Origin of the sequence: Micromonospora sp. NPDC005171 (assembly GCF_040608575.1) — a bacterium.
Lineage (GTDB): Bacteria > Actinomycetota > Actinomycetes > Mycobacteriales > Micromonosporaceae > Micromonospora.
Genome location: NZ_JBEXIM010000016.1, coordinates 1 through 26,370, shown reverse-complemented (window position 1 = coordinate 26,370; position 26,370 = coordinate 1). Strand labels below are relative to the sequence as shown.

General features: G+C 71.2%; 26 protein-coding genes. 11 read left to right on the top strand and 15 right to left on the bottom strand.

Features of this window, described 5'->3' with window-relative positions:
• Positions 1–46 precede the first annotated feature (46 nt).
• Positions 47–796, bottom strand: a complete 750-nt coding sequence (locus ABZU74_RS19975) for a glyoxalase (protein ID WP_355425800.1) — start codon at positions 794–796, stop codon at positions 47–49.
• A 168-nt stretch (positions 797–964) separates the two neighbouring features.
• Here ABZU74_RS19975 and ABZU74_RS19970 point away from each other — a divergent pair, with 168 nt between their 5' ends.
• The 4 genes from ABZU74_RS19970 to ABZU74_RS19955 are packed head-to-tail and all read left to right on the top strand — an operon-like array spanning position 965 to position 4,216.
• Positions 965–1,891 (top strand): hypothetical protein, encoded by a 927-nt coding sequence (locus tag ABZU74_RS19970; protein ID WP_355425797.1) that lies wholly within the window; start codon positions 965–967, stop codon positions 1,889–1,891.
• A complete protein-coding gene (locus ABZU74_RS19965) occupies positions 1,888–2,340 on the top strand; it encodes an ABA4-like family protein (protein WP_355425794.1) in 453 nt (150 codons plus the stop codon). Before ABZU74_RS19970 ends, ABZU74_RS19965 begins: the two co-directional genes overlap by 4 nt.
• A 5-nt stretch (positions 2,341–2,345) precedes the next feature.
• Positions 2,346–3,593 (top strand): histidine kinase, encoded by a 1,248-nt coding sequence (locus ABZU74_RS19960; protein WP_355425792.1) that lies wholly within the window; start codon positions 2,346–2,348, stop codon positions 3,591–3,593.
• Positions 3,590–4,216, top strand: a complete 627-nt coding sequence (locus tag ABZU74_RS19955) for a response regulator transcription factor (RefSeq protein WP_355425789.1) — start codon at positions 3,590–3,592, stop codon at positions 4,214–4,216. The genes ABZU74_RS19960 and ABZU74_RS19955 overlap by 4 nt, the downstream gene beginning before the upstream one ends.
• Before the next feature lie 3 nt (positions 4,217–4,219).
• On the opposite strand, the gene ABZU74_RS19950 is transcribed toward ABZU74_RS19955, so the two are convergent.
• Positions 4,220–4,936, bottom strand: a complete 717-nt coding sequence (locus ABZU74_RS19950; RefSeq protein ID WP_355425786.1) for a YoaK family protein — start codon at positions 4,934–4,936, stop codon at positions 4,220–4,222.
• Positions 4,937–5,006: 70 nt separating this feature from the next.
• On the opposite strand from ABZU74_RS19950, the gene ABZU74_RS19945 reads away from it, so the two are divergent.
• Complete coding sequence (locus ABZU74_RS19945) at positions 5,007–5,687, top strand: GntR family transcriptional regulator (protein WP_196923570.1); 681 nt, start codon at positions 5,007–5,009, stop codon at positions 5,685–5,687.
• Here ABZU74_RS19945 and ABZU74_RS19940 read toward each other — a convergent pair.
• The 7 genes from ABZU74_RS19940 to ABZU74_RS19910 all read right to left on the bottom strand — a co-directional run bounded on the left by ABZU74_RS19940 (position 5,684) and on the right by ABZU74_RS19910 (position 13,676).
• A complete protein-coding gene (locus ABZU74_RS19940; protein ID WP_355425783.1) occupies positions 5,684–7,474 on the bottom strand; it encodes a gamma-glutamyltransferase family protein in 1,791 nt (596 codons plus the stop codon). The genes ABZU74_RS19945 and ABZU74_RS19940 overlap by 4 nt on opposite strands.
• Entirely contained in the window at positions 7,471–8,472 is a 1,002-nt protein-coding gene (locus ABZU74_RS19935; RefSeq protein ID WP_355425780.1) for an oligopeptide/dipeptide ABC transporter ATP-binding protein, read from the bottom strand. Before ABZU74_RS19935 ends, ABZU74_RS19940 begins: the two co-directional genes overlap by 4 nt.
• Positions 8,469–9,485 (bottom strand): ABC transporter ATP-binding protein, encoded by a 1,017-nt coding sequence (locus ABZU74_RS19930; protein WP_355425777.1) that lies wholly within the window; start codon positions 9,483–9,485, stop codon positions 8,469–8,471. The genes ABZU74_RS19935 and ABZU74_RS19930 overlap by 4 nt, the downstream gene beginning before the upstream one ends.
• A complete protein-coding gene (locus tag ABZU74_RS19925; RefSeq protein WP_355425774.1) occupies positions 9,482–10,369 on the bottom strand; it encodes an ABC transporter permease in 888 nt (295 codons plus the stop codon). The genes ABZU74_RS19930 and ABZU74_RS19925 overlap by 4 nt, the downstream gene beginning before the upstream one ends.
• Positions 10,366–11,322: an ABC transporter permease gene (locus ABZU74_RS19920; protein ID WP_091399352.1), complete on the bottom strand. Its 957-nt coding sequence runs from the start codon at positions 11,320–11,322 to the stop codon at positions 10,366–10,368. The genes ABZU74_RS19925 and ABZU74_RS19920 overlap by 4 nt, the downstream gene beginning before the upstream one ends.
• A gap of 6 nt (positions 11,323–11,328) precedes the next feature.
• Positions 11,329–13,005 carry an ABC transporter substrate-binding protein gene (locus ABZU74_RS19915; RefSeq protein WP_355425771.1) on the bottom strand — a complete coding sequence of 559 codons (1,677 nt, stop codon included), beginning with the start codon at positions 13,003–13,005 and terminating at the stop codon, positions 11,329–11,331.
• A gap of 89 nt (positions 13,006–13,094) precedes the next feature.
• The gene (locus ABZU74_RS19910; RefSeq protein WP_355425769.1) at positions 13,095–13,676 is read right to left on the bottom strand and encodes a TetR family transcriptional regulator; all 582 of its coding nucleotides are present in this window, start codon (positions 13,674–13,676) and stop codon (positions 13,095–13,097) included.
• A 64-nt stretch (positions 13,677–13,740) separates the two neighbouring features.
• On the opposite strand from ABZU74_RS19910, the gene ABZU74_RS19905 reads away from it, so the two are divergent.
• On the top strand, positions 13,741–14,436 hold the full coding sequence (locus ABZU74_RS19905; RefSeq protein WP_355425766.1) for an NAD(P)H-binding protein: 696 nt from the start codon (positions 13,741–13,743) through the stop codon (positions 14,434–14,436).
• Between the two features lie 59 nt (positions 14,437–14,495).
• On the opposite strand, the gene ABZU74_RS19900 is transcribed toward ABZU74_RS19905, so the two are convergent.
• Together ABZU74_RS19900 and ABZU74_RS19895 are read right to left on the bottom strand one after the other, a co-directional pair.
• Positions 14,496–18,530, bottom strand: a complete 4,035-nt coding sequence (locus tag ABZU74_RS19900) for a discoidin domain-containing protein (RefSeq protein ID WP_355425763.1) — start codon at positions 18,528–18,530, stop codon at positions 14,496–14,498.
• 170 nt (positions 18,531–18,700) lie between these two features.
• Positions 18,701–19,267 carry a helix-turn-helix domain-containing protein gene (locus tag ABZU74_RS19895; protein WP_355425760.1) on the bottom strand — a complete coding sequence of 189 codons (567 nt, stop codon included), beginning with the start codon at positions 19,265–19,267 and terminating at the stop codon, positions 18,701–18,703.
• A 112-nt stretch (positions 19,268–19,379) separates the two neighbouring features.
• On the opposite strand from ABZU74_RS19895, the gene ABZU74_RS19890 reads away from it, so the two are divergent.
• Entirely contained in the window at positions 19,380–20,780 is a 1,401-nt protein-coding gene (locus tag ABZU74_RS19890) for an MFS transporter (RefSeq protein ID WP_355425757.1), read from the top strand.
• A gap of 65 nt (positions 20,781–20,845) precedes the next feature.
• Here ABZU74_RS19890 and ABZU74_RS19885 read toward each other — a convergent pair whose 3' ends face one another.
• Positions 20,846–22,780, bottom strand: coding sequence for a Na+/H+ antiporter NhaA (locus ABZU74_RS19885; RefSeq protein WP_355425754.1), 1,935 nt, complete (start codon positions 22,778–22,780; stop codon positions 20,846–20,848).
• 43 nt (positions 22,781–22,823) lie between these two features.
• A complete protein-coding gene (locus tag ABZU74_RS19880; protein WP_355425751.1) occupies positions 22,824–23,072 on the bottom strand; it encodes a hypothetical protein in 249 nt (82 codons plus the stop codon).
• A gap of 169 nt (positions 23,073–23,241) precedes the next feature.
• Between ABZU74_RS19880 and ABZU74_RS19875 the strand changes: the two genes are divergently transcribed.
• The 4 genes from ABZU74_RS19875 to ABZU74_RS19860 are packed head-to-tail and all read left to right on the top strand — an operon-like array spanning position 23,242 to position 25,333.
• Positions 23,242–23,640 carry a YbaB/EbfC family DNA-binding protein gene (locus ABZU74_RS19875; protein ID WP_355425748.1) on the top strand — a complete coding sequence of 133 codons (399 nt, stop codon included), beginning with the start codon at positions 23,242–23,244 and terminating at the stop codon, positions 23,638–23,640.
• Complete coding sequence (locus ABZU74_RS19870) at positions 23,627–23,971, top strand: type VII secretion target (protein WP_355425746.1); 345 nt, start codon at positions 23,627–23,629, stop codon at positions 23,969–23,971. Before ABZU74_RS19875 ends, ABZU74_RS19870 begins: the two co-directional genes overlap by 14 nt.
• Positions 23,968–25,122: a DUF6883 domain-containing protein gene (locus ABZU74_RS19865; RefSeq protein WP_355425743.1), complete on the top strand. Its 1,155-nt coding sequence runs from the start codon at positions 23,968–23,970 to the stop codon at positions 25,120–25,122. The genes ABZU74_RS19870 and ABZU74_RS19865 overlap by 4 nt, the downstream gene beginning before the upstream one ends.
• 7 nt (positions 25,123–25,129) lie before the next feature.
• Positions 25,130–25,333 carry a DUF4926 domain-containing protein gene (locus ABZU74_RS19860; protein ID WP_355425740.1) on the top strand — a complete coding sequence of 68 codons (204 nt, stop codon included), beginning with the start codon at positions 25,130–25,132 and terminating at the stop codon, positions 25,331–25,333.
• A 404-nt stretch (positions 25,334–25,737) separates the two neighbouring features.
• Here ABZU74_RS19860 and ABZU74_RS19855 read toward each other — a convergent pair whose 3' ends face one another.
• Both ABZU74_RS19855 and ABZU74_RS19850 read right to left on the bottom strand, forming a co-directional pair.
• Positions 25,738–26,007, bottom strand: coding sequence for a hypothetical protein (locus tag ABZU74_RS19855; RefSeq protein WP_355425737.1), 270 nt, complete (start codon positions 26,005–26,007; stop codon positions 25,738–25,740).
• The gene (locus tag ABZU74_RS19850; RefSeq protein WP_355425734.1) at positions 26,004–26,306 is read right to left on the bottom strand and encodes a DivIVA domain-containing protein; all 303 of its coding nucleotides are present in this window, start codon (positions 26,304–26,306) and stop codon (positions 26,004–26,006) included. Before ABZU74_RS19850 ends, ABZU74_RS19855 begins: the two co-directional genes overlap by 4 nt.
• Positions 26,307–26,370: the final 64 nt, after the last annotated feature.

Genomic DNA, 26,370 nt, shown 5'->3' with positions numbered 1-26,370 from the left:
ACGGACGTCACGGTCGCCCTCCAGCCCGGCGCGGGGAGGTCCGGGGTCAGCGCGGGTCGGGCCACCACGGTTCAAGGACGGCCGGGTCGGCGACGTACTGCGCCACCTGCGTCCGCTGTTCCAGGGGCAGCGACAGCGCCTGGAGTCGGGCGCCCCACTCGGACACCCGATCGGCCTTGTCCAACACGGTCGCCAGCTCGATCAGGGCGGCCAGCGCCATCGCCTGCTCGACCACCGGCGCGTCCTCGGCGCGGCGGCGCATCCCCGAGTCGAGCGCCCGGTAGGCCGCCCGGTCGTCCATCTTGAACTCGCGCAGGATCCGCGCGTTGTCGAGCACCCGGGCCAGCCCGTCAAGCTCCTTCGACCCGCCGTACTCCAGGTCCTTCGGCTCGTCCCGCTGGATGAAGATGATGGTGTTGCCGGACGGGTCGACGATGCTGAACCGCGACGCCCCGGCGCGGTAGCGGGTCATCCGGGGCACGCCCTTGACCAGCACCTTGCCGTAGCTGCGGCGCATCGCCTCGGTGAACACCGCGTGGTACGACGCGACCGCGTCCACCATCACCAGGCAGCCACCGGATGTCTCCTTCGCCGGGTCCAGGTCCTTCGGCGCGGGGCCGTAGTGCAATTGGAACCCACTCCACGTGAAGGCCAGGTACACGTACGGCTTGAGCTGCTCGTAGGCCACCTCGAACCCCAGCGCCCGCCAGAACGCCACGGTCTCCTCCGGCGCCGCGCAGTGCAGCAGCGGCACCATTGTCTCGTTCGGCCGAACCTGCTCCCCATCGGTCGCCACTTGTCGCTCCCCCCGTCCCGTCGGCAGGCCGGCCATTCTGCCAGCGTCGGCGGCGCGGTCCACACGCTTTGCCTCCTACCCAGGGAGGAGGCCCGCTCCGACCGGCGGCCGCAACCGGGGCTCGCGGTCGGACGCGACGGGCCGGCCCGGTCACGAGCATCTACAGACATGACAATCAATCTGCGCCGGGCGGCGCGCTGGAACCGCCCGCTGATGTTCCTGGTATCCGTGATGGCGGTGCTGGCCGTCGTCGCCGTGGTCGGCATCCTCGTCGACCCGCGGGTCCTCACCGGGGCGCCGATCTGGCTCAAGCCGTTCAAGTTCGCGCTGTCGTTCGTGCTGTACGGCGCGACGCTCGCCTGGATGCTATCCCTGCTGCCGCGACGCAGCCGGGTTGTCGAGAGGGCGGTCGTCGTCATCGTCGCGGTGGCGGTCGTCGAGAACGCGTGGATCATCGGTCAGGTGATACGCGGGCAGACCAGCCACTTCAACGACAGCACTCCCCTGAACACCGCGCTGTTCGCGGCGATGGGCGCGGCGATCATGGTGCTGTTCTTCGCGCACCTCGTCATCGGGATCGTGGTCCTGATCCAGCGGATCCCCGACCGGGTCGCCGCGACCGCCGTCGGGTGGGGGCTCGGCCTGTCCCTGCTGGGCATGCTCGCGGCGGTGCCGATGGCACTGCCGACGCAGGACCCGGGGATCGAGGGGATCGGTGGCGCGCACAGCGTCGGCGTGCCCGACGGTGGGCCGGGGTTGCCGGTGGTCGGCTGGAGCACCACCGGCGGTGACCTGCGGATCGGGCACTTCGTGGGGTTGCACGCCCTGCAGGCGTTGCCGATCCTCGCGATCCTATTGAGCCGGTTCGCGACGCGGTGGGACGAGCGCACCAGCGCCCGGCTGCTGGTCGTCGCGGGCGGCGCGTACGGCGTACTCACCGTGCTGTTGACCTGGCAGGCCCTGCGCGGACAGCCGCTGCTGCGGCCGGACGCCGGCACGCTCGCCGCAGTCGCGGCCCTGGTGGTCGCGACGGCGACCGCCACCGGCCTGGTGCTGGCCCGCCGACGTCGCCCGGAACTGGCGCTGGCCGCATGACCGGGACGCTGTTCTCCCTGACGTTCGCGGTGGCCGCGCCGTTCTGGGCGCTGATGATCCTGCTGCCCCGCTGGTCGTGGACCGCCCGGATCATCGCCTCGCCGCTGATCGTGCTGCCGGTCGTGGTCATCTACGCGCTGCTGGTGCTGCCGGCGTTCGGCGACGTGCTGCCGGCCGTGGCGTCACCGACCCTGGCCGGGGTACGCGACCTGCTCGGCACCTCCGACGGGGCGGCGGCGGGATGGGCGCACATGATCGCGTTCGATCTGTTCGTCGGACGGTGGGCGTGGTTGGACAGCCGGGATCGGGGGGTGCCGGCGCTGGTGATGGCTCCGGTGCTGCTGCTGACCATCCTGCTCGGACCGCTCGGCCTGGCCGCCTACCTCGCGGTCCGGACCCGCTGGCGGCGGCCGGCGGCCGTCACCACCGGGCCGCAGCACCTAGGCTGACCACCGTGGGTTGGTTGGGGCGACTGTTCGACATGCGGGACACGCTCGTGCGGATGGTGCTGCTCGACCTCGCCGGGTTGGGTTACCTGCTCTTCGTTCCGTCCACCAGCGCGCCCACGACGACACAGTGGATCCTCGCGGTGCTCGCGTTCACCGTGGCGCTGGCGGCGCATCGTCGACCGGTGGTCAACCTGGTGGCGCAGGCCGCCCTGCTGGCGGTCGCGATCAGCCTGGTCAACGACTTCACCATCAACCAGGTCGGCGCGAGTTGGGCCCTGCTCGAGATCACCATGCGCTCGCGCCGCGCCCGGACCGTCTGGCTGTCCACAGCGCTGCTGGTCGTGGTCGACCTGACCGACTCGGTCGGCGACCCGGCCGGCCGGGTCGCCTCCGGCGTCGTCGGACTGGCCCTGGAGGTCGGCGTGCCGGTGCTGCTCGGCCTCGTCATCCGCACCAACCGGGAGTTGAGTCGGCAGGCCGTGGAGCGGGCCCTGGCCGAGCAACGCCAGCACGAGTCGGAGAGCCGCGCGGCCCGCGCCGACGAACGCAGCGCCATCGCCCGCGAGCTGCACGACGTCGTCGCGCATCACGTGGCGTCGATGGTCCTGCGGGTCGGCGTCGCCCGGCACGTGCTCACCGACCTGGACCCCCGGGTGAGCGAGGTCTTCGACGACGTGCACGGCACCGGCACCGCAGCCCTCGCGGAGCTGCGCCGGCTGGTCGCGGTGCTGCGCAACCCCGACGGGGTACGCGGGGACGCGGCGCTGACCGCGATCGAACCCGCCGCGCTGCCGGCGGCGATCGGCGCGTCCGTCGACCGGGCCCGGCAGGCGGGTGTCACGGTGGAGGCCGATCTCGACCCGGCGATCGGTTCCCTCGACGCGGTGCGCGGCATGGCCGTGCTGCGACTGACCCAGGAGGCGCTGACCAACGTGGCCAAACACGCGGGGACGTCCGCGCTCGTGCACCTCGTGATCGCCGTCCGGGACGGGTCCGTGCACTGGGAGGTCACCGACAACGGGCGTGGTGGGGTGCCGGCGGGCGTGCCGGCCGGTGGCGGGCATGGCATCACCGGCATGCGCGAGCGCGTCGAGGTCCTCGGCGGCCGGCTGGAGGCGGGCCCGACGGGGACGGGGTGGCGGGTGCGTACCGTGCTCCCGGCCGTGGCCTCCACGTCGACCGAGGCGCCGGACGGGTCGGTGCCCCGCGAGCGGGAGGCCCCGGCCGGGTCACCCGCGCCGGAGCCGGCATGATCCGGGTCCTGCTGGTCGACGACCAGCACCTCATCCGCGCCGGGCTGCGCATGCTCTGCGACGCCCAACCCGACATCGAGGTCGTCGGTGAGGCCGACAACGGCCGTGAGGCGATTCCGCTGGCCGGGCGGCTCCTCCCCGACGTCGTCGTCATGGACCTGCGGATGCCGGGCGTCGACGGGATCACCGCGACCAGCCGCATCCTCGCCGAACGCCCCGCCACCCGCATCCTGGTGCTGACCACCTTCGGCGACGACGACCACCTCTACCCCGCGCTGACCGCCGGAGCCTGCGGGTTCCTGCTCAAGGACGCGCCGCCCACCGAGCTGCTGGACGGCATCCGCCGGGCCGCCGTCGGTGACAGCCCGTTCAGCCCGCAGGTGCTGCGTCGCCTCGTGCAGCGCGCCGTGCACGCCCGCCCCGGGTCGCCACCGTCCCTGCCGGGCCTGACCGCCCGGGAACGGGACGTGCTCAACCTGGTCGCCGAGGGCCTGTCCAACACCGAGATCGCCGACCAGCTCCACATCGGCGTCACCACGGTCAAGACCCACATCACCAGCCTGATGACCAAGACCGACAGCCCCAACCGGGTGAGGCTGGCCCTGTTCGCTCGCGGCGTCTGACGCTCAGGCCCGCATCCGCGCGGACACGGCGATGACGAGCGCCAGCGGCACGATCAGCAGGGCCGGGGCGACGACCGGCAGGTGCAGGGCGACCAGGGCGCCGACCGCCGCGCCGACCATGAGGGCCAGCAGCACCTGAGCCTTGGGTCGCAGGCTGGCCCACGGGCTGCGTGCGGCGACCCCGGCGATCAGGCTGGTCAGCGTGCCGGTCAGGTACGTGGAGGACAGGCCGGACACCCCGAAGCGTTGGATCGCACTGCTCTGCACGCCCAGCGCGACCGCGGACAGCATGAGCAGCGCCAGGTGGACACCCGCGTCGGGGGTATGCAGGGTGACCTCCCAGACGACGGCGAACACCACGAACACCGACAGCTCCAGGACCAACGCCCAGGTGACCCGCCGGGGCCAGACCGGATCGTCGGGCTGTGCCGAGCCGACGACGCGGGCGCCCGCGAGGACACCGATGATGAAGCTGACGATGGCGCAGCCCGACGTCAACGCCAGGTCGGCCTCGCCCCGGCCGGCCGAGAGCCCGAGCAGGACCATGTTGCCGGTCATCACGCTGGCGAAGGCGCCGCCGAGGGCGAGGAAACCGAGAGCGTCGGCGCTCCCGGTGAGGAAGGTGAGGACGACGACGAGCGCGTGCCGTCGCCGCAGCAGGCGCTCGTCTCGGTGCGGGGCGACGCGGGGGCGGGTGACGCGGGGCGCTGTGCTCGACACTGTCGGCCACCTTCCAATAATTGTTCTTCGTATACACTTTGTCCGGACACGTTCACGGAGAGGCGACCAGGTGGCTGAAGACCTACGGGACAAGCTCGGCGCGCAACACCTGCCGCTCCGCGATCAGGTCCTCGCCGCGCTGCGGACCGCCATCATCGACGGCGACTACCTGCCCGGGGAACGGCTTACCGAGGACCGGCTCGCCGAGGACTTCGGCGTCTCCCGCAACCCCGTCCGCGAGGCGCTGCGCGTCGCCGAGGCGGAGGGGTTCGTCGTGATCCTTCCCCGCCGGGGAGCGGTCGTCGCCTCACCGAGCAGCGGGACCATCACCGACATGTTCGCCGTGCGCGAGCGCCTGGAAGCGTTGGCCGCCCGGCTGGCCGCCGAGCGGGCCACCGCCGCCGACGTGGCGTCCCTGCGTGCCCTGCTCGACCAGGGCCGCGAGGCGACGCAGCGGCAGGACCTGGCCCGGGTCGCCGAGCTGAACAGCACGCTGCACCTGCGCATCCTCCAGATCAGCGGCAACCCCTGGCTGTCGTCGATCGCCAAGTCGCTCTACCTCCATGTCCAGTGGGTCTTCCGGCTCGGAGCGGCCGAACGCGCGCCACACTCGTGGGCCGAGCACATCCAGCTCGTCGACGCCATCGAGTCAGGCGACGGCGACCGCGCCGAGCGGGCCGCGCTCGACCACCTCGACGCGGCATCCGCCGCGGCGTACGAGAACGCTGAAGGCGGCTACGGCGCCCGCTAACGGCCGCACGCGTAGCCCTGCATCCCCCGGGGGTTCGCACCGGCGGCCAGCACACCCGTCGCCGGGTCACGGGTCACCGCGCAGAGCCGACCAAGACTCCACCCGTCGGTGACCCGCACCTCATGCCCGTACGCCCGCAGGGCCGCCAGCTCGCTGTCGTCGAGCCGGTCCTCCACCACCAGGACACCGGGCTCCATCTCGCGGGGATAGAACGACCCCGGCAGGCTGACCGTGTGCCACGCCGGCGCGTCGATGGCCTCCTGGAGGGTCTGCCCACCGACGAGATGCCGCAGCAGGAACGGCAACTGCCACTGGTCCTGCTGGTCGCCACCGGGAGTGCCGCAGGCCAGCACCGGCTCGCCGTCGCGGTGCACCATCGTCGGGCTCAACGTCGTACGCGGGCGGCGGCCCGGCGCCAGCGACGAGGCAAGCCCCTCCTCCAGCCAGAACATCTGCAACCTGCTGCCCAGCGGAAAGCCGAGCTCCGGAATGGTCGGGGAACTCTGCAACCAGCCGCCGCTGGGGGTAGCGGAGATCATGTTGCCCCAGCGGTCGACCACGTCCACGTGACAGGTGTCGCCCCGGGTCACCCCGTCCGACTGCACTGTCGGCTCTCCCGTGGTGGCATCAGTCGGCCCGGTTCGCCGTACGGCACCGGGTCGGACGTGAGCCGGTAGGCGCGGCTGCGCCCCGTCCGGGCACCCCGGCCGCAACTCCGCCGACGCGCGGTCGCCGACCAGGGCGGCCCGTTCCCGCGCGTACTGCGGGGAGAGGAGCGCCTCTGCGGGCACGTCGGCCCCGTCGCCGTACCAGGCCTCCCGGTCGGCGAAGGCGAGCTTGAGCGCCTCGACCTGGGCGTGGATGCCCGCCGCGGTGCCCGGGTCGTACGCGCCCGGGTCGTCGAGCGCGTCCAGGGTTGCCAGTGACTCCAGCAGCACCGGGCCCTGACCCCAGAAGCCGGTCTTCGCCACCGAGTAGCCGTGCCAGTCGAGGGTGGCGGGCGTCTCCCAGCTCGCCGAGTACGCGGCCAGGTCGTCGCCGGTGACCAGCCCGGCGTGCGGGCGTCCGCTGGAGTCCTGGAACGGTCGCCGGCTGAACGCGTCGATCGCCTCGGCGACGAAACCCGTGCTACAGGCCCGACGGGCGGCCTCGATCTGGGCCTCCCGGTCGGCGCCGGCCGCCTGTGCCGCCTCGACGAGTCGGCGCAGGGTGTCCGCGTACGCCGGGTTGGTGACCAGTTCCCCGGCGGCCGGTGGCCGGCCCCCGCGCAGCCAGAGCGCGGCGGAGGTGGGCCAGTGTTCCTCGAACAACGACCGGACGGCCGCCACCGTGTCACCGACCCGGCCCACCAACGGGTGCCCGGCGCCGGCGTAGCCGATCGCCGGCTCCAGCACCTCGGCGAGGGTGAGCGTGCCGTGCTCACGCAGCAGCAGGAGCCAGGCGTCCACGGCGCCCGGTACGGCCGCCGCGAGCGGCCCGGCGCCCGGGATGAGGTCCATCCCGAGGGATCGGAAGTGCGCGATGGTGGCACCGGCAGGGGCCGGCCCCTGCCCGCACAGCACCTTCGGTCGAGGGTCGCCGGCGGTGGCCACGATGGCCGGCACCTCGCCGCCCGGCCCGTTCAGGTGCGGCTCGACGACGTGCAGGACGAACCCGGCGGTGACCGCGGCGTCGAAGGCGTTGCCCCCGCGTTCCAGGATGCCCATCGCCGCCTGACTGGCGAGCCAGTGGGTGGAGGACACCATGCCGAAGGTGCCCTGCAACGTGGGTCGGGTGGTGAACGTCATGACAACACCTCACTGGGGTCTGCGGTGCGAACGTCGGGACCGGTGCCGTCCGGCCGGACCAGGTGGCACGCGGCCATGCCGTCGCCGATCGCGGTCTGCGCCGGCACCTCCGTCGCGCACCTGTCGAACGCCAGCGGGCACCGGGTCCGGAACCGGCACCCGGACGGCGGGTCGAGCGCGGACGGCAGGTCGTCGCCGAGCAGCACCGGCTGGCGTTCGCGTTGACGCGCCGGGTCGGCGACGGGCGCGGCGGAGAGCAACGCCTGCGTGTACGGGTGGGCGGGCCGGGCGAAGATCCGCTCGCGGCTGCCCGTCTCGACGAGTTGACCCAGGTACATGACCGCGATGTCGTCGGCCAGGTACTCGACGGCGGAGAGGTCGTGGGTGATGAAGAGACAGGCGAACCCGATGTCGCGTTGCAGGTCGGCGAGAAGGTTGAGCACCGACGCCTGCACTGACACGTCGAGCGCGCTGGTGGGTTCGTCAGCGATGAGCAGCATGGGCTCGGAGATCAGGGCCCGCGCGATGCTGACCCGCTGGCGTTGCCCACCGGACAACTCGTGGGGATAGCGACGGGCCACCTCGGCGCGCAGACCGACCCGTTCGAGTTGGGGAGCGACGCGGGCGTCCCGGTCGCGCCGGGAGATCCGCTTGCCGGCCAGCCGCAGCGGCTCGGCCACGATCTCACCCACCAGCATCCGCGGGTCCAGTGACGCGGCCGGGTCCTGGAAGACGATCGACACCGCGCCGCGATGGGGGCGCAGCCGCCGTCGGGACAGGTGGGTGACGTCAGTGCCCGCGATCCGGACCGTTCCCGCTGTCGGCTCGACGAGCCGCACCACGCATCGGCCCACTGTCGACTTCCCGGAACCGCTCTCCCCCACCAGGGCCGTGACCCGGCCTCGCGGGATGGTCACTGACACCCCGTCCACGGCGCGCACCGGGCCGAAGTGCATCACCAGGTCCGCGATCTCCAGGGCGTTCGGCTGCGGCGTCATCGGTTCGCCTCCTGAGCTGCCGTCGGTGCCGTCGTGCAGGGGTGCCAACAGGCCGCGACGTGGTCGGTGCCACCGATGCCCTCCAGCGGCGGGGCCGCCGACCGGCACTGCTCATCGGCGGCTGGGCATCGATCCGCGAAGGTGCAGGCGTCGGGCTGGCTGGCCAGGACGGGCACCAGCCCGGGGATCTCGGTCAACCGGTCCGTGCCGGCGTGCCGGCCCGGCTGCGGTGACGCCGACAGGAGCCCGGCCGTGTACCGGTGCCGTGGGTGGGCGAACAGGTCGTCCACCGGCGCCCGTTCCACCACCCGACCCGCGTACATGACGACGACGCGGTCCGCGATGTCGGCGATCACGCCGAGGTCGTGGGTGATGATGAGGACGCTCGTGCCGAGCCGGTCGCGCAGGTCCCGCAGCACCTGGAGGATGCCGGCCTGGACGGTGACGTCCAGCGCTGTGGTCGGCTCGTCGGCCACCAGCACCTTCGGGCCGCAGGCCACCGCCATCGCGATCATCACGCGTTGACGCATGCCGCCGGAGAGCTGGTGCGGATAGCTGTCCACCCGCTGGGCTGCGGACGGGATCCCGACGAGCGTCAACAGCTCGACGGCGCGCGCCCGCGCCGCCCGTCGAGACATCCGCTCGTGGACCTGGAGCACCTCACCGATCTGCCGCCCGACGCTGAGCACCGGGTTCAACGACGTCATCGGCTCCTGGAAGATGTAGGCGATCTCCCGGCCACGGACCCGCCGCAGGGCCGACTCGCGGGCACCGACCAGCTGCGTGCCGTCCAGGCGCACCGAACCGGTGACCCGGGCGCTGCCCGGGAGCAGCCCGGCGATGCTCATCGCTGTGACGCTCTTTCCGCACCCCGACTCGCCCACCATCCCGACGATCTCCCCGGCCGCGAGGTCCAGGCTGACCCCGTCGACCGCCGAAACGGTGCCGGTCTCGGTCGGGAACGACACCGACAGGTCGCGGATCTCCAGCACGGGCGCGGAGGCCGTGGTCATCGCCGGTCTCCCTTCGGGTCGAGGGCGTCGCGCAGGGCGTCACCGAAGACATTGAACGCCAGCGCCAGACCCATGATCACGACGCCGGGGAAGACGGCGGCCCACGGCGCGCGGGCGGCGAACTGCTGGGCGGTGGCCAGCATGGTGCCGAGGCTGGGCGCCGGGGGCTGGATGCCGAGGCCGAGGAAGGAGAGCACCGCCTCGCCGAGGATCGCGGCCGGGATGGCGACAGTGGCCTGCACCAGGATCACCGAGGTCGCGTTCGGCAGGATGTGCCGGGCCAACACCCAGAGGTCGCTCGCGCCGTCCACGACCGCCGCCGCGACGAAGTCGAGCGACTTGAGGCGCAGCGTGTCCGAGCGGACCACCCGGATCACCCCGGGGATCTGGGCGATGCCGATGGCCACCGCGGCGTTGCCGAGGCTGGCGCCCCGGATGGCCGCCAGCCCCACCGCCATGATCAGGAACGGGAACGCCAGCAGCAGGTCGGTGAAGCGCGAGATCACCGCGTCCCAGGCCCGGAAGTAGCCGGCGGCGAGGCCGAGCGGCACCCCAATGACCAGCGACGTGGCCACCGCCAGGAGCCCCACCTGCAACGACGCCCGCGCACCGAGCATGATGCGGGAGAGGACGTCCCGACCGAGGTCGTCGGTGCCCAGCAGGTGCCCGGCGGTGCCGGGGGGTGCGAACGTGCGGGCGAAATCGGTCTGGTCGACCGAGTAGGGAGCGAGCCAGGGCGAGAGGACCGCGATGACGCCGGCCAGCGCGAGGACGACGAAGCTCGTCACGGCGAGCGGGTTGCGACGCAGCCGCCCCAGCACCCGGGTGCGTCGGGTGACGCTGGTGGTGCCGGTCTCCGCCATCGGTACGGTGAGGACGGTCATGCCGGATCTCCCGTCACCCGGATGCGTGGATCGATGACCGAGTAGAGCAGGTCCACGAAGAAGTTGATCACGATGTAGGCCGCAGCGGTGAGCAGGACGACGGCCTGGATCACCGGGTAGTCCCGTTGGAACACCGCGTCGATTGTCATCTTGCCGAAGCCCGGCAGCCCGAAGATCTGTTCGGTGACGACCGCACCGGAGATCAGCCCGCCGAGTTGGAGACCCACCACGGTCACCACCACGATGAGGCTGTTCCGTAGGGCGTGCCGGGTGATGACGGCGCGCGGTCGTAGGCCCTTCGCCTTCGCCGTCCGCACGTAGTCGGAGGAGAGCGAGTCCAACATCGCCGACCGGGTCTGCCGCATGATGATGGCGGCGAGGCCGGTGCCGAGGATCACCGCCGGCAGGACGATGTGGTGCAGGTTGTCCACCGGGTCCTCCAGGATCGGCACGAAGCCGGAGGCGGGGAAGAGCCCGGTCGCCACGGACAGGTAGAGGATCGCCAGCAGCCCGAGCCAGAAGTGCGGCACCGACAGGCCGATCAGGGCCAGGCCGTTGGCGAGCCACTCCGCCGGACGTCCACGACGGACCGCCGCGAGCACCCCGGCGCCGACGCCGAGAGCCGCCGCGATGAGGATCGCCAGGACGGACAGCTCGACGGTCACCGGCAGCGCGGTGGTGAGCATCGACGAGACCGGCGTACCGGTGCGGATCGACACCCCGAAGTCGCCCTGCGCCATCCGCTCCACGTACTGGGCGAACTGCACCGGCAGCGGCTGGTCCAGCCCGTAGTGGCGACGGATGGCCTCCAGCGCCTCCGGCGACCGGTCCTCCCCGGCCAGGGCGAGGGCCGGATCGCCGGGGAGCGCCCGCACGCCGACGAAGACCACGATCGTCGACAACAGCAGGGTCAGCGCCGACTGCCAGGCGCGGGTGAGCAGGTACCGGGCCACGACGGCCTACTTGCCGAAGCCGGCGAAGGCCGCCCGGATCACGCCGTCCGGGTAGACCTGAAGGCCCTGGATCTGCTTGCTGACGGCGGTCAGGTTGCGCTGCCGGTAGAGGTAGATCAGGGCGTCGTCCTGCTGGAGCAGCGTGACCGCCTGCCCGTACAGCTTCTTGCGCTCCTCGACGTCGCTTGCCTGCCGGGCCTGGGTCAGCAGGGTGTCGAGCTGCGGGTTGCTGTAGCCGGCGACGTTCTGGCTGGCGCCGGTGCCGACGAAGTTCGTGATGTTGGCGTCCGGGTCGATCCGTCCGCTCCACCCCAGTTGCAGCAGCTCGAAGTTGCCGCGGTCCTGCTCGTCGAGGAGCGACGAGTACTCCACCGGGTTGATCTTCAGGTCGAATCCGCCGTCCTTGACCATGGACTGCAACGCCTGCGCGAGGCGCAGCGTGTCGGGGGTGTTCGAGGCGAGCATCGTCACCGGGTACGGCGTCTGCACGCCGGCCTCGGTGAGCAACTGCTTGGCCTTGGCCGGGTCGTGCGCCGGGCAGGTCTGCGCCTCGGGCGACGAGAACGGGCTTGCGGGCGAGATCGGTGAGCAGGCGGCGGCGTGCAGTCCGTTGAAGACAGCGTCGACCAGGGCCTTGCGGTCGATCGCGTGCTCGAAGGCCTGCCGCACCTTCGCGTTCTGGGCGAGGGGACGGTTGATCGGCTTGGGTGCGGTGCCGACGCCGTCGACGTTGCCGACGTTGATGGTCAGGCCCTGGTAGCCGAGGGACTGCGACTGGAGGACGGAGACCGCCGCGTCCTGCCGGAGCGAGGCGACGTCCTGGGTGGAGACGGAGTCGGCCACCTGGGCGTCGCCGGAGCGCAGGTTGGCGGCGCGGATGCTCGCGTCGGTGAGGATTCGCCACGAGATGGCGTCCAGGTGCACCTTGCTGGCGTCGTAGTAGTTCGGGTCCCGCACCACCTCGATGGAGTTCTGCGGCACCCGCTTCGCGAACTTGAAGGGACCGACGCAGACCGGCGCGGAGGCGAAGTCGTCACCCCGGGTCCGCAGCGCCTGGGCGCTCATGATCATGCCGGCCCGGTCGGCGAGGGCTCCGAGCAGCGGTGCGAACGGCTGCTTCAGCCGCAGGACGACGGTCTGCGCGTCCGGGGTGTCGACGCCGTCGATGGGGCCGAGTTCGCTCTTGCGCGCCGACCGGGCGTTGGTGAGGTGGCGTTGCAGGGTGGCCTTCACCGCGGCCGAGTCGAACGCCGTGCCGTCCGCGAAGCGCACGCCGGGTCGCAGCGGAATGGTGACCGTCCGGCCGTCGCCGCTCGTGGTGGGCAGGGCCGTCGCGAGCTGCGGTACGACCTGCGCCTGCTCGTTGACGTCGTAGAGCTTCTGGCACATCGCCTGGAAGACGTAGCGGGAGTAGAGGCTTCTCGACAGCGTCGGGTCCAGCGCGTCGGGCTCGGCGGAGAGGGCGATGACCAGCTTGCCGCCCTGCTTCACAGTGGCGGGGTCGGCGGGCGTACCGAAGGAATCCTGGCCTGCCGACCGGTCGCCGCCGGACGGGTCGCCGCCTTCGTTGTTCGACACCGGCGAGCAGGCGACGACAGTGCAGACGACGGCAGCCGCCGCCACGGCGGCCCGGAGCACCCGGCGGCGGGGCAGGTTCGTTTCGCGGACGGAGAGGTTCGTCATGGAGAGCTCCTCAGGTGGGCGATTCGGGGAGCGTATGTTGTATACGATGACCGCCGCAAGACCTCCATGAATGGCTTGCCGGGCACCGGTCAGGCCGGGGCTCGGCCGTACAGGGCCGCGCGCAGCGCCGGCCCGAAGACCCGCCGAACGTCGGCCGGGGACAGCGCACCGACCGAGCGGATCGGGTTCAGGTACCGCGTGAAGATCAGCCCACCCAGCACGCCGACCGCGGCGGTGGCCCGTCGCGTCGCGTCCGGCCCGCCGAGAAATTCAGCGATGCGGAGGCGCAGCTCACCGTCCAGGTAGTCGCGCAGGGCGCGCATGGTGGCGTCATCCTGCACCGCCATCCGGCTCTGCGCGGGCCCGGCGGCGTCCCACAAGCTGGTGACCGAGTCCAGCAGACGGTCGGCCAGCTGCTCCCGGTTGCCCCGCAGCGCCTGGTCGAGAGCGGTGGGATCAACGCAGAGCAGGTTCAGTGACTGACTGAAGAGGCCCTGCTTGGAGCCGAAGTGGTAGCTGATCAGCGCCGAGTCGACGCCAGCCGCGGCAGCGACGGCCCGGACCGTGGTGCCCGGATAACCGTGCTTCAGGAACAGCTCACGGGCGGCCTCGGTGATGCGGGCCTTGGTGTCGGGGTTGCCGCGGGGTCGACCCCGAGTTTTATTCAACACGGTTGAATAATGCTCTCCCCCGCTGGCACGGTCAACGCCGTCAACCCCAGCGAGGAGCGAACACATGCGCACTGTCGTCTTCGGCGCCACCGGCCCCACCGGCCGGAAGATCACCGAGCAGGCCCTGGCCGCCGGCCACGAGGTCGTCGCGGTCACCCGCCGCCCACCCGCCGGGCCACCCCGCCCCGGCCTCACCGTGGTCAGCGCCGATGTCGCGGACCCGGACGCCGTCGACCGGGCGGTGGCCGGCGGCGACGCCGTTCTGTCCAGCCTGGGCGTCCCCCTCACCCCGAAGCCGATCACCGTGTACTCGAAGGGCAACGCGAACATCCTGGCCGCCATGCACCGCCACGGGGTCAAGCGCCTGATCACCGTCAGCTCCAGCGTGCTCGACCCCACCTGGCGACCGACCGGCGAGTTCTTCTTCAACAACGTGTTGGACCCGCTGTTCAACCGCAGGGCGGGCCGCACCGCCCACGAGGACATGCGGCGGATGGAGTCCCTCGTCCGCGAGAGCGACCTGGACTGGACCATCGCCCGACCGTCCGGGCTGTTCGACCATCCGACCGTCACCCGCTACCAGGTGGCCGAGGACGTCGCCGACGGCCTGTTCACGGCACGCGCCGACCTGGCGGCGAGCATGCTGGCGCAGCTGACCGACGAGCGGTACGTCCGGCGGGCGATGGCGGTGATCACCACCGAGGTCAGGCCGAGCATCGCGGGTCTGATCTGGCGCGAGGCCGTGCTGAAGAAGAAGTGACCCGGCGGGCGGTCACGGTGGGAAGCGGCCCGCCCAGCGCCGCTTCCCACCGCGTACCCCTAGGAGTTGTACGCCTGCGCGGTCACCGTGACCTGGCGGGTGAGGCCCGACCGCGCCGGCCAGGAGATCCGCACCTCCCGGGTCTCCCCCGGCAGAAGCCAGAAGTAGTTGTCGTCGTAGCGGGCCGGCAGCACCCGCTCACCGTGCTGGTCGCGCACGGCGAGCCGCACCAATGCGGCGACCGTACGGCCCTGGTTGCGGACCGTCGTGGTGACGGTGTTCCGCCCGTCCACGACGCGCACGGTGCTCGACGACGTCGACAGTCGGGTGCTCGGCACGTCGTTGAGCGCCCGCAGCTGCTCGGCCTTGTCGTAGCGCCAGTAGGTGTTCTCCGCGAGCAGCCGGTCACGGCTGTCCCGTAGCTCCAGTCGCACCAGGTGCAGCCCACCGCCGTCCGGCGCGGCGAGCGGGAAGAGCGCCGTGGTGGCCGAGCGGGCCACGTCCACCCGCTGCCGTTGGGGCGAACCCAGCGACCGGCCGGCCAGGTCGTACCGTCGGGCGCTCACGGTGACCCCGTTCAGCGGCGCGGCGGTGTGGTTGACCACCCGGACCTGCCAGGTGCCCGGGTCGGCCTGGACGTGCACCGGCTCGCACCCCTTGCGGGCGCCGTAGTAGGCGCCGTTCACGTCCAGGTCGTAGTCGTAGGTCTGCCAGACCGTGCTGTGCCACGCCGGGTGCGACATCCACAGCAGCAGACCTGTGGCGTCCTGCCACAGGTTGGCGTTCCACGCCTCGAACATGGCGCGGTGGCTCTCGTAGTTGACGAACTGCGCCCGGGTGGCGAACTCGTCGAGCGAGTCGGACTCACCGAGCCGCGCGTCGATTGCCGCCTGGTACGTGCCGACGCGCTGGTTACCGATTGTCGACCAGTCGTGGTAGTTCCACACCTCACTGATCGGCCACTCCGGCGCGTCACCGACGAGGTTGCGCATGCTCTCCACCACCGACACCACCGGCATGCCGATCTCGGTGTGGAAACCGAAAGCGCCAGTGTCGTAGGTGTTCCTGTTGTTGTACGTCGACGGCTCCACCCAGTGGTACGGGCCGTGACCGCTGACGATTCCGCCGGCCGAGTTGGGGATGTAGAGGATCTCCGGGTGCTCGGTGGCCGCGGCCTGCTTGAGCCCGGCGTCCACGATCGGCGGCGGGTCACCCTCGTTCGCGCCGCACCACACCACGATGCTCGGGTGGTGGCGGAACCGCCGGATCGTGTCGGCGGCGATGTCGACGTAGCCGGGCGGGTTGGGCAGGAACGCGCCCGCCTGCCAGAAGTCGTTCCACACCAGGATGCCCTGCTCGTCGCAGGCCTGGTACAGCTCCTCGCGGTTGCTGCTGCCGAGCCAGTTGCGGATCATCGTGAAGTTCATGTCGCGGTGCATCTCGACCGTGTCGGCCAGCCGGTCGGGCAGCACCCGGCGCAGCAGCTCGTCCCAGCCCCAGTTGCCACCGCGGGCGAAGACAGGAACGCCGTTCACGCTGATCTTGAGCTGGGTGACGGCGTTGCTGACCGACTTCACGTCGGTCCACCGCTGCCCGTCGGCCGAGACCTGGATGACGAAGTCGCGGGCGTACGCCTGCTCCCAGACGATGGTGACCTGATCGAAGCTGACCGGAGCGCCGAGGTCGACCTGGATCCACTGGTTGTCCTCGAACTTCGACGACCACCGGGTCCGGGGGTTGCCGTCGACGGCCCGGTCCGGGCCGTTCGAGTCGCTGTCGGACGACGACGCGGTGGCGGTCCGGCCCAGGGCCAGGTCGACGTCCGGCTCGGCCTGCCGCTGCACCGAGAGCGCCCACATGGACACGCCCCACGAGGTCGCCCGCGCGCCGGTCTGGATGCGCAGGTGCTGGGCGGTCTGGCTGGCGAACGTCTCGACCTGGGTGGCACGGCTGCCCAGCGGGGTGTCGTTGCTGACCGATGTCACGTCGGTCCAGGCGTCGCCGTCGGCGGAGACCTGGACGCGGTAGTCCAGCGCGTACGCCTGCTCCCACACGATGGTGACCCGGTCGAAGTCGACCGTCGCGCCGAGGTCGACCTGGATCCACTGGTTGTCCTCGGCCTGCGAGGCCCAGCGGGTCGCCCTGTCGCCGTCGACGGCCTTGCCGGGACCGTTGCCGTCGTTCTCCGACGTCGACGCGGTGGCGTCGCGGCGCAGGGCGAGGTCCGGGCCGGCGCCGTCGGCCACCGACAGCGAGAACATCGAGATGCCCCAACCGGTGGCGCGCTGACCGGCCTGGATGCGCACGTGCCTTGCGTGCTGCCGGTCGAACGTGGCCGTCTGGGTCGCCGCGCCGTCGACGAACTCCAGGGCGGGCTTGCCGGGCGGCGAGATGACGATCGGCTGGTGCCAGTCGTAGGCGAACTCGCGGACACCGAAGCGGAGCGCACGCCGGTCGCTCACCGAGCGCTGCACGGTGGCGGTGAGCGTGAGGTCGTACAGGTGGGGGTCGCCGTAGCCGTTGGGCCACCACAGCCGGGGGTTGCGCAGCCGCAGCGCGGGGAAGCGCTCCGGCGTGAAGGTGACAGTGCTGCTCCCGCCGGCGGGGACGGTCACAGTGGACTCGACGCGTACCTTGTCGAACTCGGCGCGGACGGTGACAGTGGTGGCGCTGGCCGCCGCGTTGCGGACCGGCACCCGGATGGTGACCTCGGCGGTGTCGGTGCCGGGCAGGTCGGGCAGCGTGGTCTGCACGTGCGGGTCGCCGATGACAACGGCGCCGGTGCTGCGCAGGCGGACGTGGTCCCAGAGGCCGGTGACCCGGTCGCGGACGGCGGGCATCCAGTCCCACCCGGACACCGCCAGGTAGGTCGGCGCGTCAAGGTAGTGGTGGGCCGACTGGAGGAAGGTACGGCCGTCGGGGCCCTTGTCGCCGGGGGTGCCCGGATGCGGCATCGGGGTGACCCGGACGGCGAGGACGTGCTCGCCACGGTGACCGGCCAACGCGTCGGTGATGTCGAAGGCTGCCCGCGCGAACGGGTGCTTGACGTTGCCGACCTGCACGCCGTTGACCCAGGCGGTCGCCTCGTGGTTGATCCCGTCGAACTCCAGCCAGATCCGTCGGCCGGGCGAGGTGTCCAGGTCGCGGGGCAGCCGCAGCGCACGCCGGTACCACCACGTGTGCCGGGACAGCGCCTCCGGGATGCGCATGTTGTTGAAGCCGGCCACCGGGTCGGGCAGGTGGCCCTGCTCGACCAGGGTGCCCAGCACGGTGCCGGGCACCGTCGCCGGCAGCCAGGACCGGACGTCGACGCCGGCGCGGGAGAGTTCGGCGCCGTCGGCGGTGCCGGCGAAGTCGTCCATCGTCAACGACCAGCCCGACTCCAGCGGCACCGTGCCGTCCGCGGCCACCCTCAGCTCGGGGGCCGGGCCGGTGTTGCCGTCCTCCCATCTGGTCCAACCCTCGGCCTTCGGCCGGCCGGCCAGCGGTACGCCGTAGACCTGGAAGCCGTTGAGGCCCACCGGGTTGCTGTTCGAGCGCTTCGTGGCGGTCATCCGGATCCACCGGGCGGTGACCGGCTCGGGCAGCTTGATGGTCTGCGCGCCGCCCCGGCCCTCGCTGGTCTCGTACACCGACCGCCAGGCACTGCCGTCGGTGGAGACCTCGATCCGGTACGCCGTCGCGGCGCTGGAGAGGATCTCGTCGCCGTCGGTGTCGGTGTAGTTGCCGTCGAACGGCCCGTCGGTGAGCGTGGCCTCGAAGACCAGGGAGACGGCCTCGATCCGGCACAGCCCCTGGAGGTCCACCGAGATCCACTGTGGATCGCCGTTGGCGGCACGCCACCCACTTCCCCGGACGCCGACCTGCGGCAGGCCGTCCACGGCGAAGGTGGCGGGCGTCGGCGCGTAGTCGGTCGAGGAGACCGTCACCGGCCGGTACCGGGCGAGGTCGGTGGCGGTCGGGGTGGCGGTCGGCGCCGGCACGGCGGCGGACGCGAGGGCGTCCGGCAGGGCCGCGGTCACCCCGACCGACGCCAGCAGCGTAGCGCCGGCGGAGAGGAAGGTACGCCGCGAAATCGGCGATGGCTCGGACATCGTGCCTCCAGAGATGACAACGTTGTCACTTGGCGGGGGTCTGTGACAACGTTGTCAGATGGTGGCCCGATGTTTCCCGGGAGTCAAGGGCCCGCGTCCATCGTGATTCCCCGAACACGTTCCGCAGCTGTTCCACTTCGGACATCGACGCGCGGAATGAACGGCCGAGGTCACTCCGGCTGGATGCTCAACCCGTCCAGGGCGACCGTGAGCACGTGATCGCGCTGGTCGGCGCGGGGAAAGTGCCCGGAGGCGATGGCGCTGGTCAGGCGCATGACGTCGTCGATCGTCACGTCGGCGCGCACCTCGCTCGCCCGCTGGGCCCGCTCCAGCAGCGGCCCACCGGCGGCGTAGAGCGCCCGCCGGCACTCCAGGTAGGCGGTGGACTCCCGGTTCAGGCCGGCGGCCAACGGCTGCTTCGCCCCGATGTACTCCACGAAGCGCCGCAGCCACGCGTACAGACCGTCGCGGGGAGCGAGGCTCTCGGCCTCCTCGGCCGTCGCGCACACCGCCTCGACCTCGGTGACGTACACGTTCTCGATCAGCACCTCCCGGGTCGGGAAGTTGCGGTAGAGGGTCGCGATGCCGACTCCGGCCCGGCGGGCGATCTCCTCCAGCGGAGCCTCGGCGCCCTGCTCGGCGAAGGCGACCCGGGCCGCGGCCAGGATCGCGTCGTAGTTACGGGCGGCGTCCGCCCGGTGCGGGCGTGCCACGCGCAGGTGGGTGAGGGCCGTCACGATGCCGATGTCTCCCAGCACTAGCAACCGGAGGCCGACTATCACTAGAGTGATAGTGCGCCTCCACTTATCCGGAGGTCTTCTATCATTCTAGCGCGAAAGAAGGCGGACCATGTCCCCGACTCCCGCTTCCCGTCGTGGAATCACCCTGGCCCTCATCCTCGGCTCGCAACTGATGATGACGCTCGACACCTCGATCATCACGACCGCGTTGCCGCACGTGCAGCGGCAGTTCGGCTTCTCCCAGTCCGGGCTCTCCTGGGTGCAGAACGCCTATGTCCTGGCGTTCGGCGGCCTGCTCCTGCTCGGCGCCCGGGCCGGTGACCTGCTCGGCCGCCGCCGCGTCTTCCTCGCCGGGATCACAGTGTTCACCGCGGCGTCCCTCGCCGCCGGCGTCGCCCCGAGCGGCAGCTGGCTGATCATCGCCCGCGTCGTGCAGGGTCTCGCCGCCGCGCTCGCGGTGCCCTCCACGCTCGCGCTGCTGGTCGCCGACCACCCCCAACCCGGTGCCCGAGCCAGGGTGATCGCCCTCTACAGCGCGGTCATCGGCGCTGGCGGCAGCGTCGGCATCGTGATCGGCGGCGTCTTCACCGACCTGCTCTCCTGGCGCTGGGGAATGCTCGTCAACGTTCCGATCGGCATCGCCATCGCGCTGCTCACACCGCGGTTCCTGGCCGAGACCGAACGCCGCTCCGGCACGTTCGACCTGGGCGGGGCACTCACCTCCACCGCCGGCATGACCGCCCTGGTGTACGGCTTCATCCAGGCCGCCGCAGCCGGTTGGAACGCACCGGGCACCGTGGTCTCGTTGGGCCTCGGCGCCGCCCTCCTGACCGCCTTCGTGCTGATCGAACACCGGGCACCACAGCCCATCACCCCACTGCGACTCTTCAGCAGCCTGGAGCGCTCCGGGGCGTACGCCGGGCGGATCCTCATCGTCGGCGCGACCTTCTCCACCTTCTACTTCCTCAGCCAGTACCTCCAGGAGGTGCTGCACCTCAGCGCCCTACAGACCGGCTTCGCGTACGTGCCCATCACCGGCATGTTCTTCGCCATGGTGTACGCCATCCGGCCCCTGCAGAACCGGCTCGGCCGTCCCGCCCTGCTGGTGGCGTCCCTCGTGATCGCGCTGGTCGGCATGGCGTGGCTGTCGCGCATCTCGACCGCCTCCAGCTACGTCCCGGACGTGCTGCTGCCCCTGCTGGTGATCGGAATCGGCCAGGGCATCGCCATCATCCTGATGACCCAGGGCGGCGTCGCCGGAGTCGAACCGCAGGACGCCGGCGCCGCGTCCGGTCTCGTCAACGTCGCCCACCAACTCGGCGGCTCACTCGGCATCGCGATCCTCACCATCGCGTACACCCGGGCCAGCTCCACCACCGACCCGACGGCGGGTTTCCACGCGGCCTTCACCGGCGCGGACGTGTTCTTCCTGATCGCCCTGGCCGTCGCCGTCGTCGTGGCCGTCGCAGGCCGCCGCGCGGGCCGACTCGCCGCTCTCCCCACCATTTGAACGCCCTCGCGTCGCCCGGGGCGAGCGGGGCCGCAGGGCTGCGGATCGATCGGGCGGCCCGGCGGTCAGCTCGCCGGTCCGGGCTCGCGGCGCCCGGGGTCCCGGGGGCGGTATTCGGGGCGGAGCTTGGCGCTCGCGAACGCCGCCTTCACCGCCGCCGAAAGCGCGGTGATGTCGTACGCGCCGTGGTGTCGCCGACCGTTGATGAAGAAGGTCGGGGTGCCGGTGACGCCGCTGAGGTCGGCGGAGTCGACGTCCTCGGCGATCCGGTCCACGCCCATCCGCTTCGCCATGTGCTCCCGGAACCCGTCCAGGTCCAGGCCGAGCTGTTCGGCGTAGCCGAGCACGTCGGCGGGGTTGAGAGCGTCCTGGTGGGCGAGCAGCAGGTCGTGCATCTCCCAGAACGCGCCCTGCTCCCCCGCCGCCTCGGCGGCCTCCGCCGCGAGTTGGGCATGCGGGTGGACGTCGGTGAGCGGCAGGTGTCGCCAGACGTAGCGAACGTTGGCGAAGTCCGCCAGCAACTTTCGGACCACAGGCTCGGCCTGCCCGCAGTACGGGCACTCGAAGTCGCCGTACTCCACCACCGTCACCGGCGCGTCGAGCGACCCGCGCATGTGGTCGCGATCCGCGTCGACCGGCAGCATCAGGTCGACGATCGCCTCGGTGACGCCCAGCAGCGCCCGGGACCGCCGTGCCGGCGAGAGTCGTCCGACGGAGCGGAACACCAGCCAGGTGACGACCGACGCGCCGAGCGTCGCCACGAGGATGCCGAACTTCGCCTCGTCCAGGGCCGGGCCGCTCAGGGCATGGGTGGCGATCAGAAGGGCGACGGTGAAACCGATGCCGGAGATCGTGCCGACCCCCGCGACGGCAGGCCACCCCACGGGCGGCCGGAACCGGTTGCCGCTCAGCCGGGCCACCAGCCACGCGGTGGTCACGATCCCCGCCGGCTTGCCGACGACGTACGCGACCACGACGCCGACCGTGACCGGGGAGGTCACGGCCCTGGCCAGCAGATCGCCGTCGATGACGATGCCGACGTTGGCCAGCGCGAAGAGTGGCACCACCACGTAGCTGGCCAACGGGTGGTAGAGCGTCTGCAACCGCTCGTTCGGCGACAGCGCCGAGGTGAGGCCGGCGCGGGCCATCCGGGCCAGTTGCGGGGTGGGCTGTTCCCGGAAGAGGCGGAACTGGTCGCTGGCCCGCTGCAACTCGCTGCGGCCGGGAGCGTAGGCGTAGGTCAGCAACCCCATCACCAGGCCCACCGCGACCGGGTCGACACCGGACATCGAGACGGCGAGCCAGGCCGCCACCCCGAGCAGCGCATAGACCGGCCCGAACCGCACACCGCAGCCCCGGACGAGCAGCACAACGCCGAAGATCGCCGCCGCGACGATCAGCGCCGTCAGCGAGGGGTGATGCGGGTACGCGATGGCCAGCACCGCGATCGCCACCACATCGTCGACGACGGCGACGGTCAGCAGGAAACCCCGCAGCCGTTCCGAGAAGCGCGGCCCGAAGACGGCCAGCGCGCCGAGCGCGAGCGCCGTGTCGGTGGCCATCACCGCACCCCAGCCCGCCGCGGTGGTGTGCCCGGCGTTGATGGCGAGGTAGATCGCGATCGGCACGAGCATGCCGCCGAACCCGGCGAGCATCGGCAACGCCAGGCGGCGCCGCTCCCGCAACTCGCCGATGTCGAACTCGCGGCGCAACTCCAGCCCAGCGACCAGGAAGAAGAACGTCATCAGACCGCTGTTGATCCAATAACGCACGTCATGTGACACGCGCCAGTCGCCGAGCTGGATCGAGAAGGGGGTCTCCCAGACCGACTCGTACGACGATGCGTTGAGGTTTGCCCAGACGAGAGCCGCCACCGCGGCGATCAGCACCACCCGCGCGCCGCCGGTCTCGGTACGCAGGAACGCGCGCAGCGGAGCGTCGAACCGCCTGTCCCAGATGGTTCGGGCGGACCACCTCCGCTGCGTGTTGTCGCTCGTCACGGGGACAATCTTCGTCGACCGGACCGTCACGTGGTTCGGATTGCTACTCCTCCTCGGCGAAGACGACCGCACGGCGCTGGCGGATCGTCGGGAGGACGGCGACGACGAGCGCGGCGGCGGCCAGGGCCAGCAGCGCCGCGGAGATCAGTCGGGTCAGGAAGACCGACGGGTCGCCTCGGGAGATGATGAGCGCGCGTCCGGCCTGAACCGGGCCCGCCTCGGGCTGCCACGAGCAGCCCTCAGCCCCCCACTGCGCCGATCTTGCAGTTTCGGTTGTCGAGGTGCGGGACATTGCGCCATTTGTCGCGACAGATAGCGCGGAGGGGCGACCCCCGTCGACCACGGAGACGACCTCGGCCCTTGTCGACCACCTGAGCGGGCATGCACGCAGCGTCGCTGGTTGGTAGCGTGCCGGTGATGTTGCCGGTTGCCGTCGGCAGTGTTCCCTGGGGAGGGTCGACATGTGGGCGGACGACGCTGCGCTCGACGCGGCGGAGCGCCGGCTCGACGAGTGGGAATCATCGCTCGCCGAGCGGGCGGAACGAGCCAAGACTCTGTCCGCGACGATGCGGGATCTGACCGGCACCGCCCGCAACGCCGACCGGACAGTCGACGTCACAGTCGACTCGGCCGGCCTGCTGATCGACCTACGACTCGACGAGCGCACGCGGCAACAACCCGCGGCGCACACCGCGCGGCAGATCCTGGAGACCACCACCGCCGCGCGCGTCGACCTGCTCCGACAGGTCAGCGACGCCGCCACGCAGTCATTGGGCGACGACGCCAGCGCCCAGGCCATCATCGACTCGTACCGCACGCGGCTCATCCACGACCAGGGATCAGACGATGCCCGTCGGTGACGGCATCCACGTCGACCCGGAAGACCTGACCGCACACGCCGCACGCCTCGATCGCAGCGCCGGCAGCCTCGACACCGCCCAGCAGGCAGGCCAGCACGTCCGGCTGGGCACCGACGCCTACGGGCAACTCTGCGCGATGATGCCGGTGCTGCTCGACGGCCTGCAACGAACCCTGGTCGACGGCATCGGTGCCGCCGCCGCGTCGGTGCGGGACACCGCCGGCAAGCTGCGGGTCGGCGCGGGCCGCTACCGCAGCTCAGACGCCCACGCCAAACACCTGCTCGACGGGGTGCGGCAGCAGCGGCTCGACGGGGTGCGACCGGACCGGTGACGTCGAACCCGCTGGTCGCCGCCGCTGCGGACAGCCCGCCCAGCGCCTGGGCGGGCGTGTGGATCTGCGAGGACATCGAACTCATCGCGCAGGGCGTCCGCACCGGCAGTTGGATCGACGGCAGCCTCGGCGTCGTGAGCGCCGGCCTGGACGCTCTCGCTTTCGTCTCCGACCCGGTCGGCGCCCTGCTCCAGTACGGAATCGCCTGGCTCATCGAACACGTCAAGCCGCTCAGTGAAGCACTGGACTGGCTCGCCGGCGACCCCGCGCAGATCACCGCACACGCCCAGACCTGGCGCAACGTCTCCGGGTCGCTGCGCGACGAAGCCGCCGAACTGGCTCGCGCCGTCCGCACCGACGTCGCCGCCTGGGGCGGCGGCGCCGGCCCCGCCTACCGGGCCTGGGCCACCGAACAACAACAGGCCATCACCGGCCTCGCCCAGGGCGCCGACACCATGGCCGCGATCACCGAAGGCGCCGCCGGCCTGGTGGCCGCCGTCCGACTCCTGGTCCGCGACGCCGTCGCCACCTGCGTGTCCCGCATCATCGTGTACGCGGGCGAACTGCTCATCACCGGCGGACTGGCCGCGCCGTTGGTGGTGGAGCAGGTGACGACCTTGGTGGCGTCTTGGGGGGCGCGGATCGCGCGGCTGCTGCGCGGGTTGCTGGCCAGCCTGCGCCGGTTGATTCCGGAGATGCGCCGGCTCGGTGACCTGATCGAGAAGCTCAAGCAGGCTTTGGGGCGACTCAGGAAGCAGTCACCCGAACCGCAGAGACCCGACGGCCCGGAGCCGACAAAGATTCCGGGTGATCCCACCGGACCAGACTTCACCACGGCCGAGATCGACCCGCGGAAGATCGCCGGCTACGCCATGAATCCGGACCACCCTGTCGGAGGGAACAAGTATCGCGTCATCAACTCCGCCACCGGCCTTGGCCCGGATGACGTCGACGCGGTCTTGCAGCAGATCCGTGAAGGCGTACTCGCCGGTAAGCCTCTGCTGGGCAAGGCTGACGAGTTCGGCCAGCGGTGGAACGTGGACCTACCTCTGACCGGGCCAGATGGCACGATCATCGTGCGCACAGCCTGGATATTGAAGAATGAGGCATCTGCACCTCGGATGGTGACCATCTCGTTCCCGCCTAAGTGAGGATGACATGCTAGAGCTGCACGACGTGGTTGAGCTCCGAGAAGCCATGCCGGGAGAAGACCTGCCCGCCGGGGCAGTGGGAGCTATCGTCGATGTCTTCGACGGCCCCCCGCCTATGTACGAAGTCGAGTTTGCCGACGACGATGGCCGCACCATCGCCATGATCACGCTCCGGGCCGACCAGGTAGTGCGGCACGATGACCACCTTTGATGAGTGGCAGACGGCGTACGACGTCGCCCACCGTGCGCTGCCGGCGGCGTCAGATCTTGCCTGCCCGAACTGCGGGCAGCGGACCCTACGGATCGTCTTCACAGCACGGCCCGCAGCCAATGCCGGGTACGTCTCGTTCTGGTGCGACACCTGCATGGAAGGGATCCACGTGTGTCGGGCACCTATTCCAGATGGAGTCACCGTCCGACCGACGGATACGCCGACCGAGGAACGTAACCCTCGCGTTCCTGACTACCGTCTCGTGACGTGACGACGGATTGGGGGCAGTGTTTACAGCAATCCCTCGCCCGAACTGACTGAGGACGGCGACCCGTACGTCACCCAGGCGACCATGCCGCTCGCCCAGGTCCTCTCGACACCGGCCTGGACGAGCACGACCTCGGCTAGAGCGGTCCAACTGGCCAGCGACGCAAACGGCGTGAGCAGGGACCCTCATGGCCCTCTCGGAGCAGGCAACGCCGGCCGCCTGGCATTCGCAGGTCACAGAAGACTCGGTGCCGGACGAGCTGATGGTCCTCCTCGGAGACGGTGGTCTCCCCCGGGTCGGCCATGGGCAGCACCAGCATCCATCGGCCGATGACCCGGGCCAGGCGTTGCGCGGCAGGCAGGTCGTTGGCAACGACGGGCAGATGGATGACATACCGCTGGCTCATCGGGCCTGGTCCCGCTCGGTGCGGGCCCGGGCCTGATCGGCTTGCCAGCGACGCAGGCCGGCCTTGATCCGGGCGGTTTCCCGGCGGCTCTCGGCGAGAGCGGCGTAGACGGCGGCCATGTCGCCAGCGACCCGGTCGAGGAAGGCGTACACGTCGTCGGGGTTCAGACCGCGACGCCCGAGCCTGGTCGGCGGGAAGCGGCGCTCACGCACCTGCCACGGCAACAGACCGGTGTACGCGGCGGAGCGGTAGGTCGCACCGCCGCGCGGCGGTTCTGGTCGCTGGTTGCTGGCGTCCATGTCTGCCTGCCTTCCTGCTGCGGAGGGGCTAGGGGTGCGGGAAGCACAGCGGCCGAGATCGGAA

Bases quoted from the DNA above. Each gene is read 5' to 3' on its own strand.
- ABZU74_RS19890 (WP_355425757.1), top strand. From the start codon at position 19,380: ATGTCCCCGACTCCCGCTTCCCGTCGTGGAATCACCCTGGCCCTCATC.
- ABZU74_RS19860 (WP_355425740.1), top strand. From the start codon at position 25,130: ATGCTAGAGCTGCACGACGTGGTTGAGCTCCGAGAAGCCATGCCGGGA.
- ABZU74_RS19965 (WP_355425794.1), top strand. From the start codon at position 1,888: ATGACCGGGACGCTGTTCTCCCTGACGTTCGCGGTGGCCGCGCCGTTC.
- ABZU74_RS19930 (WP_355425777.1), bottom strand. From the start codon at position 9,485: ATGACCACGGCCTCCGCGCCCGTGCTGGAGATCCGCGACCTGTCGGTG.
- ABZU74_RS19970 (WP_355425797.1), top strand. From the start codon at position 965: ATGACAATCAATCTGCGCCGGGCGGCGCGCTGGAACCGCCCGCTGATG.
- ABZU74_RS19875 (WP_355425748.1), top strand. From the start codon at position 23,242: ATGTGGGCGGACGACGCTGCGCTCGACGCGGCGGAGCGCCGGCTCGAC.
- ABZU74_RS19940 (WP_355425783.1), bottom strand. From the start codon at position 7,474: ATGACGTTCACCACCCGACCCACGTTGCAGGGCACCTTCGGCATGGTG.
- ABZU74_RS19880 (WP_355425751.1), bottom strand. From the start codon at position 23,072: ATGTCCCGCACCTCGACAACCGAAACTGCAAGATCGGCGCAGTGGGGG.
- ABZU74_RS19855 (WP_355425737.1), bottom strand. From the start codon at position 26,007: ATGAGCCAGCGGTATGTCATCCATCTGCCCGTCGTTGCCAACGACCTG.
- ABZU74_RS19870 (WP_355425746.1), top strand. From the start codon at position 23,627: ATGCCCGTCGGTGACGGCATCCACGTCGACCCGGAAGACCTGACCGCA.
- ABZU74_RS19905 (WP_355425766.1), top strand. From the start codon at position 13,741: ATGCGCACTGTCGTCTTCGGCGCCACCGGCCCCACCGGCCGGAAGATC.
- ABZU74_RS19925 (WP_355425774.1), bottom strand. From the start codon at position 10,369: ATGACCGTCCTCACCGTACCGATGGCGGAGACCGGCACCACCAGCGTC.
- ABZU74_RS19935 (WP_355425780.1), bottom strand. From the start codon at position 8,472: ATGACGCCGCAGCCGAACGCCCTGGAGATCGCGGACCTGGTGATGCAC.
- ABZU74_RS19915 (WP_355425771.1), bottom strand. From the start codon at position 13,005: ATGACGAACCTCTCCGTCCGCGAAACGAACCTGCCCCGCCGCCGGGTG.
- ABZU74_RS19955 (WP_355425789.1), top strand. From the start codon at position 3,590: ATGATCCGGGTCCTGCTGGTCGACGACCAGCACCTCATCCGCGCCGGG.
- ABZU74_RS19900 (WP_355425763.1), bottom strand. From the start codon at position 18,530: ATGTCCGAGCCATCGCCGATTTCGCGGCGTACCTTCCTCTCCGCCGGC.
- ABZU74_RS19850 (WP_355425734.1), bottom strand. From the start codon at position 26,306: ATGGACGCCAGCAACCAGCGACCAGAACCGCCGCGCGGCGGTGCGACC.